At 34.2% G+C, this 7,460-nt stretch carries 7 protein-coding genes; all 7 read left to right on the top strand.

The features are described 5' to 3' along the window. Window positions 1-193 precede the first annotated feature (193 nt). A complete protein-coding gene (locus tag ACWIUX_RS00395) occupies window positions 194-1,441 on the top strand; it encodes a Glu/Leu/Phe/Val family dehydrogenase (RefSeq protein WP_448588742.1) in 1,248 nt (415 codons plus the stop codon). Between the two features lie 75 nt (window positions 1,442-1,516). Next, window positions 1,517-2,911: a dipeptidase PepV gene (gene pepV / locus ACWIUX_RS00390; protein ID WP_448588741.1), complete on the top strand. Its 1,395-nt coding sequence runs from the start codon at window positions 1,517-1,519 to the stop codon at window positions 2,909-2,911. Between the two features lie 56 nt (window positions 2,912-2,967). Continuing rightward, complete coding sequence (locus ACWIUX_RS00385; RefSeq protein WP_448588740.1) at window positions 2,968-4,884, top strand: OPT family oligopeptide transporter; 1,917 nt, start codon at window positions 2,968-2,970, stop codon at window positions 4,882-4,884. Window positions 4,885-4,889: 5 nt separating this feature from the next. Continuing rightward, complete coding sequence (locus ACWIUX_RS00380; RefSeq protein WP_448588739.1) at window positions 4,890-5,243, top strand: PqqD family protein; 354 nt, start codon at window positions 4,890-4,892, stop codon at window positions 5,241-5,243. A gap of 10 nt (window positions 5,244-5,253) precedes the next feature. Continuing rightward, window positions 5,254-5,610 (top strand): hypothetical protein, encoded by a 357-nt coding sequence (locus tag ACWIUX_RS00375; RefSeq protein WP_448588738.1) that lies wholly within the window; start codon window positions 5,254-5,256, stop codon window positions 5,608-5,610. Window positions 5,611-5,648: 38 nt separating this feature from the next. Continuing rightward, window positions 5,649-6,740 (top strand): branched-chain amino acid aminotransferase, encoded by a 1,092-nt coding sequence (locus tag ACWIUX_RS00370; protein WP_448588737.1) that lies wholly within the window; start codon window positions 5,649-5,651, stop codon window positions 6,738-6,740. Between the two features lie 35 nt (window positions 6,741-6,775). Continuing rightward, window positions 6,776-7,460, top strand: a 685-nt coding sequence (locus ACWIUX_RS00365; protein ID WP_448588736.1) for a UvrD-helicase domain-containing protein, incomplete at its 3' end; no start/stop codon positions are given.

The raw sequence follows: 7,460 nt of genomic DNA, 5'->3' as shown, positions 1-7,460 counted from the left end.
CTTTAAAAAAATTTGCAAATTATTTTAAAAAGTTTTATAATATTCTTAGTACAAAAAATTGTATAATATAAAATTTTTTTATTTATTATATGTGAATTTTGTTATTTGTTAAAGAACTAAATAAATAATAAAATATATTATGTTAAATTTAGTTGAGAATTTTAAAAATTTTAATGTGTAGGAGGCGGGAAGGTTGAATCTTATTAATCCTTTTGAGGTAGTCCAAGAACAGTTAGATGAGGTTATGCGGATTCTGCAGATAAAGAGTGATGTAATGCAAATTCTTAGAACACCTATGAGAGAAATTCATGTGTCTATACCAGTAAGGATGGACAATGGAGATTTAAAGGTTTTTCATGGTTTCAGGGTTCAATATAACAACGCTTTGGGCCCTTGTAAAGGTGGCATAAGGTTTCACCCTGAGGAGACAATAGATACTATTAGAGCACTGGCAGCGTGGATGACTTGGAAAACAGCTTGTATGGGTCTACCTTTGGGAGGGGCGAAAGGTGGAGTGATATGTAATCCAAAAGAAATGTCAAGTAATGAGCTTGAGAGGTTAGCTAGGGGATATATTGATAAAATTTGGCAATTAATAGGGCCTGATCAAGATATTCCTGCGCCAGATGTGTATACTAATCCTCAAGTTATGGCATGGATGATGGATGAATATTCTAAAATAATTGGTAAAAATCAATTTGGAGTTATTACCGGCAAACCAATTATGATGGGGGGATCCCAAGGCAGAGAAGATGCGACTGCCAGAGGTGGAATGTATGTTTTGAAAGAAGCATCTAAGTATTTAGGCCTTGATCTTTCAAAATCAACAATGGCTATTCAAGGATTTGGCAATGCAGGATATTATGCTGCTCTTCTTGCTGAAAAGATGTTTGGTATTAAGGTATTAGCGATTAGTGATAGCAAAGGTGGTATTTATAATCAAAATGGTATTAATATTAAAGCCCTGAAGGAACACAAGGAGAAGACTGGGCATGTCAATGGTTTTTCTGGTGCAAAGGATATAACTAATGAAGAGCTTTTACTTTTGGACGTTGATATTTTGGTGCCATCTGCTCTTGAGGAAGTTATTACAAAAAATAATGCAAATGAAATTAAGGCAAAAATTATACTTGAACTCGCTAATGGTCCTACTACTCCTGAGGCCGATAAAATTCTGTTTAAAAAGGGAATCCACCTTATACCAGATTTTCTTGCAAATGCAGGCGGGGTAACGGTATCTTACTTTGAAATGGTTCAAAACTTCTATATGTATTATTGGGACGAAGATCTTGTTTATAAGAGGCTTAATCATAGAATGTCTGAAGCTTATAAGAGCGTTTTAAAAGCTGCAAGGGAATACAATATCAGCATGAGGCAAGCAGCATATGTAGTGGCTATTAAAAGAATTATAGAGGTTATGAAACTAAGAGGGTGGTGGTAGTTGATTAGGGAAATTTATGTAATTTGTAAAGCTTTTTGTTTTTAATTTAAATTTAAGATCTAAGTAAAAAGGAGAATGTATTTCAAAATGGATTATCTATCTTTTATTGAAAGTAAAAAAGCAGAATTTATTGAAGATTTAAAAAAGATTTTATCTTATCCAAGCGTAAATGGAGAAAAAACTGAGGGAGCGCCTTTTGGCGTAGAAGTGAGGAAATGTTTGGATGAGACGTTAAATATTGCAAAAAGAATGGGGTTTAAGACATTTGTAGTAAACGATGCTGTTGGAGTAGTGGAATATGGTAATTCTGACGATTACGTAGCTTCTTTGACGCATCTTGATGTGGTGCCTGCAGGAGATGGTTGGGATAGCGATCCCTTTGTTGCGAGGATTGATGGAGACAAAATATACGCGAGAGGAGCAATTGATGATAAAGGACCAGCTATCGCTTCACTTTATTCTTTATATGCTATAAAAGAATTGGGAGTAGGTATAGGAAAGAAAATAAGGGTTTTATTCGGTACAAATGAGGAAGAAGGCTCAAACGATATGCCTTTGTACCTTTCTAAAGAAAAGCCTCCAATTTATGCCTTTTCCCCTGATGCTGAATTTCCAGTGATTCACTCTGAAAAGGGTATGGTTTTTGTAAGAATATCCTGGGATATTGACCAAGGCAACGACGGCATTATTATCGAAGAGATTACTGGAGGTACTAAGGCAAACGTAGTACCTAACAAAGCTTACGCTGTTTTAAAGAATGCCGATAAAAACGTGATATCTGAAATTTTAAAAACAATTGAATCTGAAAAGCCCTTTAAGTGGACTGTTAGGTATGATGAAAAGGTATATGTTGAGTGCATTGGAAAAAGTTCTCACGCGGCGCATCCAGAACTTGGCTTGAATGCGATAATGGGCTTATTTGAATTTCTTTCCAAATTGCCCTTAAATATCAAAGCAAAAAAGGTTATTGATTGGCTTGCTACATATATAGATAGTGAAACTGATGCAAAGAAGTTTGGAATTTTTTGTGAAGATAAATACGGGAAATTAACATTTAACGTAGGTATTGTAAGTTTTAAGGACAAAACTTTATCGCTGGACATAAATTACAGAACTCCTGTAACTTTAGATTACGATGCAATCAACGAAAAGTTTGTTCAAATTATTGAAAAAACTGGTGCAAAAGTTGAGTTCTTGCTTAAAGATAGACCACTTTTTTACCCAGAAGACCACTTTTTAGTTAGGACCTTGTTAGAAGTTTACAGAAAGTATGTAAATTCAAATACTCCTCCACTTTCTATTGGCGGAGGTACTTATTCAAAGCATATACCAAATACCGTTTCCTTTGGCCCACTTTTTGAAGGCGAAGAGGATCTATGTCATCAGGCAAATGAATTTGCTAGAATTCCAGATCTAATTAAGTGTTCTGCAATATATGCAGAAGCACTGACGAAGTTATCAAACTTTTAGCGAACAATAAAATTTAAAACTACCGTATCAGTTATTTTGATTTGGAGGAGAAATTAATGGAAAGCAGGAAAAAGCTCAATTATCTTAACGTTTCAGGTCAAGATTACATACCTTATATATCTGCTGACAAAGTAATCCCAGAATTTACAGTTACGGCAATTCTTCTGGGAGTTTTTTTGGCAATTGTTTTTGGTGCAGCCGATGCATATTTGGGTATGAAGGCAGGACTAACGGTTAGCGCAAGTATCCCTGCCGCCGTAATGTCAATGGGAATTTTAAAAGGTATCTTTAGAAGAGGCACAATTCTAGAGAATACAATTGCACAAACAATTGCTTCTGCTGGTGAAGCAATAGCTTCTGGAGTTATTTTTACAATTCCTGCCTTGTTTTTATGGGGGTACAATCCAGGTTTATTAGAACTTGATACTATGGCATTACTTGGTGGTGTTTTAGGAGTCGTTCTAATGGTACCTCTTAGAAAGCTTTTAATAGTTAATGAACATCACAACTTACCTTACCCAGAAGGAACAGCATGTGCAGAAGTTTTAGTAGCTGGAGATCAAGGTGGAACAGGTGCAAAAACAGTTTTTATGGGGATAGGTATCGGTGCGCTCTATCAATTTTTAATGGACGGTTTAGGACTTTGGAATGAAACACCAGATTGGGGTATTCCAGGGTTAAAGGGGGCTGCAATCGGTTTTGATACCTTGCCTGCTCTTTTGGGTGTAGGATTTATAATTGGTCCTAGAGCATCATTTACAATGTTTACTGGTGGTATGCTTAGTTGGCTTGTGTTAATGCCTTTGATTTCCTATTTTGGCAGAGGTCTAACTGCTCCAATTTATCCATCAAAAGTACCAATTTCTCAAATGAGTTATTGGGCACTTTGGAGTACTTATATTCGTTATATTGGTGCAGGTGCTGTTGCAGTAGGAGGTTTTATAACACTGATAAAATCTTTGCCAACAATAATTGGATCTTTTAAGGCTACAATGACAGGTTTAAATAAGAGCAAAAATAATAATGGCATAAAGGATATACGTACTCAAAGAGATATGTCCTTTTTGCTGATCCTTATTATTGTAGGCATTATATTTTTCTATGTCGCTCTTACACCGCAGTTTAATGTTGGTTTTATTGGGGCATTTCTTATGTTAATATTTGCCTTTTTCTTTACAACTGTATCTTCTAGAATAGTTGGTATTATTGGTTCATCGAGTAATCCTGTGTCTGGCATGACTATAGGAACAATAATTTTGGTAGCTATAGTTTTTAGATTGTTTGGTTGGGTTGGAGATACTGCAATGGTTGCAACTCTAATTACTGGTGCCCTTGTTTGTATTGCTATTGCGGTCGCTGGTGATACATCTCAAGATTTGAAAACAGCCTTTCTAGTAGGTGCTACTCCTAAAGCGCAGCAATATGGGATGATTATAGGTGCTGTCGCATCATCCTTTGTAATAGGTTCAATCTTAGTAATGCTGAGTCATGCTTATGGATTTGGTACAAAAGAATTGCCAGCTCCTCAGGCTATGCTTATGTCTTTGGTTATAAAAGGGGTGGTTGGCGGTACAATGCCATGGGCACTTGTTGCAATAGGCGGTTTTGTAGCAATTATTGCTGAGATTTTAGGCTTGTCAGTCTTAGCCTTCGCGGTAGGAATGTATTTGCCAATTTTAACTTCTGCAGCAATTGCAACTGGTGGATTGTTACAATTAATACTTTCAAAATCAATTAAGAACAAGGACGTTTTAAAAGCAAAAATAGAAGAAGGTGTTCTTTTAAATTCAGGCCTTATTGCAGGTGGCTCGCTTATGGGTGTAATTCTTGCATTTTTGGTCTATGAAAATATTAATATTTCGCTTAACTTTACTTGGGGAGGTTTTGTTAATCCTGTCTCTCTTTTAATATACTTTCTATTAGCAATTGGTGTTTATATTTATCTAATAAAGAAAAAGGTTGAGGTAGAATAAAAAGGTTGCTTGGATTTAAAAAGAATAATAATAATCTTTTGATGATGTATCCTGTTAAGAATTCCAATATTTCAGAAGAAGTGATAAACGGTCAGCTTAGGCTGATCGTTTATCACGCTGGATTTTTGCGCAAAGTATTTGAAAGATGGTTTCCGAATTATGGGAAAAGCTTTATAAACTTGGATGAATATGGTCAATTTGTATGGCAACATTGTAATGGAAACTATAATGTGAAAGATATACTGGTTAATATGCAAAATCATTTTAAAAATGAATCCGAATTGACTCTCGAAAGACTTGTTGTTTTTATTAGAATTTTGGTTAATAATAATTTAGTTAAGTTAATTAAAACAAAATGAGGGAGATTTTGTGAGTATAGAAATATATATTTTAGGAACTTTATCGTTTGCTGTTATGGGCGCGTTGCTTTATATATATGGTTATAGACGTTCTTATAAAATGCCGCAAGAGCTTAAAAAGCAAATTAGTATCAAACTTGAAAAGAAAATTATTTCTTTTGTTTCAAATCATTCGAGTGGAGTTACTTTAAATGAGATAGCAAATTCGATTAAAGACGTTAAAGTTGGAAATCATTTCCAGGGATACAGATTTAGCGTAAGCGATCCAATAGCGGCAGCTGAGAGTATTTTAAATAAATTAGTAGAGAGTAATAAAATTAAAAAAGTAAAGGATGGTAAAACTATAAAATACTTTTTGTTTGATTAGAAATTAACAATATTTTATTTTGTTAGGAGGATTTAAAGATGCAAATAGATTATAAGTTAAAAAGTAAATCAGATAGGAGATCTGAACCCTTTAAACCTACTTCAACTCTTTCTTTTGGACAGTTACGAACTGATCATATGTTTTTGTTAAATTATGAGGATTCTAAATGGCAAAATGCAAGGATAGTGCCGTATTCGGATATTCCAGTTCCACCTGGTGCTATCGCAATTCACTATGGCCAAGCACTTTTCGAAGGCGCAAAGGCTTTTATGCATGATGACGGTGAGATATACACGTTTAGGATTGATAAAAATGCTAAAAGATTAAACATTTCTGCTGAAATCCTTTGCATGCCTAAAATTGATGAGGAAGTACAAATAAAAGCTATACATGCTTTGATAGATGTTGATAGATTGTGGTTTCCAATTCAAGAGGGAGCCTCTCTTTACATAAGACCATTTATGTTTGCTACTGAGGATTCTCTTGGAGTACACCCATCTAGCAAATATATATTCGGTGTTATACTCTCCCCTAGTGGGCCTTACTACCCAGCAGGCTTTACCAAGCCCATAAAACTGTTGATAACGAAACAATTTCACAGAGCTGTTAGTGGAGGTACGGGTGCTGCTAAAGCTGCAGGAAATTATGCCGCTTCTTTGAGAGCAGGAGAATTTGCAAAGAAATTTGGTGCAAGTCAGGTTTTATATCTTGACTCTGAAAATAAATACATAGAAGAAGCTGGTGCAATGAACCATTTTCATATAGAAAAAGACGGAACGGTTGTTATTCCAGAATTTACAGATACCATATTAAGGAGCATAACTTCAGAATCTATAATTGAACTCCAAGATTCTTTAGGATTAAGGGTTATACAAAAGAGAATTTTGTTAGATGAATTTATTGATAAAGTTAAATCAGGTGGAATCATAGAGGCTGGCGGCTTTGGTACTGCTGCTGTTATATCTCCTGTGGGAGAATATGTTTTTGAAGATGGTTCATCAATTACAGTTGGAGATGGAAAGGTTGGAAAATTTACTAAAAAAATCTATGAACTTTATACAAGCATACAAAATGGTAAGATAAAAGGACCTGAAGGTTGGTTAAAAAAGGTCGAGAGATTTAATCAATAGTTTGATTTTAACGTTTGGTGACCAGGTAATTTTCTTTGGTAAATGGGATAAAAAAGTTATGTAGATTACAAAGAGATGATGAGCTAACCTTTCCTCATTTTTATGTAGTTAATGCATCTGCGGGATCGGGCAAAACCTATTTGTTAAGTTTAAGGTTTTGCCAATTTATTTTATCAGAAAGAATTCAGAATAACAATTTAACAAATATTTTAGCTTTGACCTTTACAAAAAATGCTGCAAACGAAATGAGGCAAAGGATATTAGAATGGTTAAAAAGGATTTCTTTAGGGTTATTAGATGATTCTGATAAAGAAAATTTAAAGGCTATTCTATCTCTTCCATTTGAAGAAATTGTTATTCGTTCTAGGAAATTAATTGGTTTAATATTTGATAACTTTAGTGAGTTTCAAGTTAGTACTATTGATAGTTTTATGGCAAGAATATTTAAAGTTATGCCATTCGAAACTAATATCTTAGCAAGTAATATAAGAATTGATGTCGATGAAATAATAGATTTTGCAGTTGATAAGTTTATCCAGGAAGTTGATTTTTATGAACTTGAAAAATTTTTAGAGAATATCTCGTTAAATAATTCTTTAAGTTTTAATCCAAAAGAGGATTTAAAAAAGAATTTGCTAACTTTGCTAGATTTAGAAAATAAAAGGCTAGGGTATTTTAAGGACAATAAAGATATTGAAATTGTGATAAATGAAGTAAAAT

It is taken from the genome of Thermodesulfobium sp., assembly GCF_053498235.1.
Note: the sequence above shows the minus strand (reverse complement) of the source record. Positions and strands in the feature narration are given on the sequence as shown.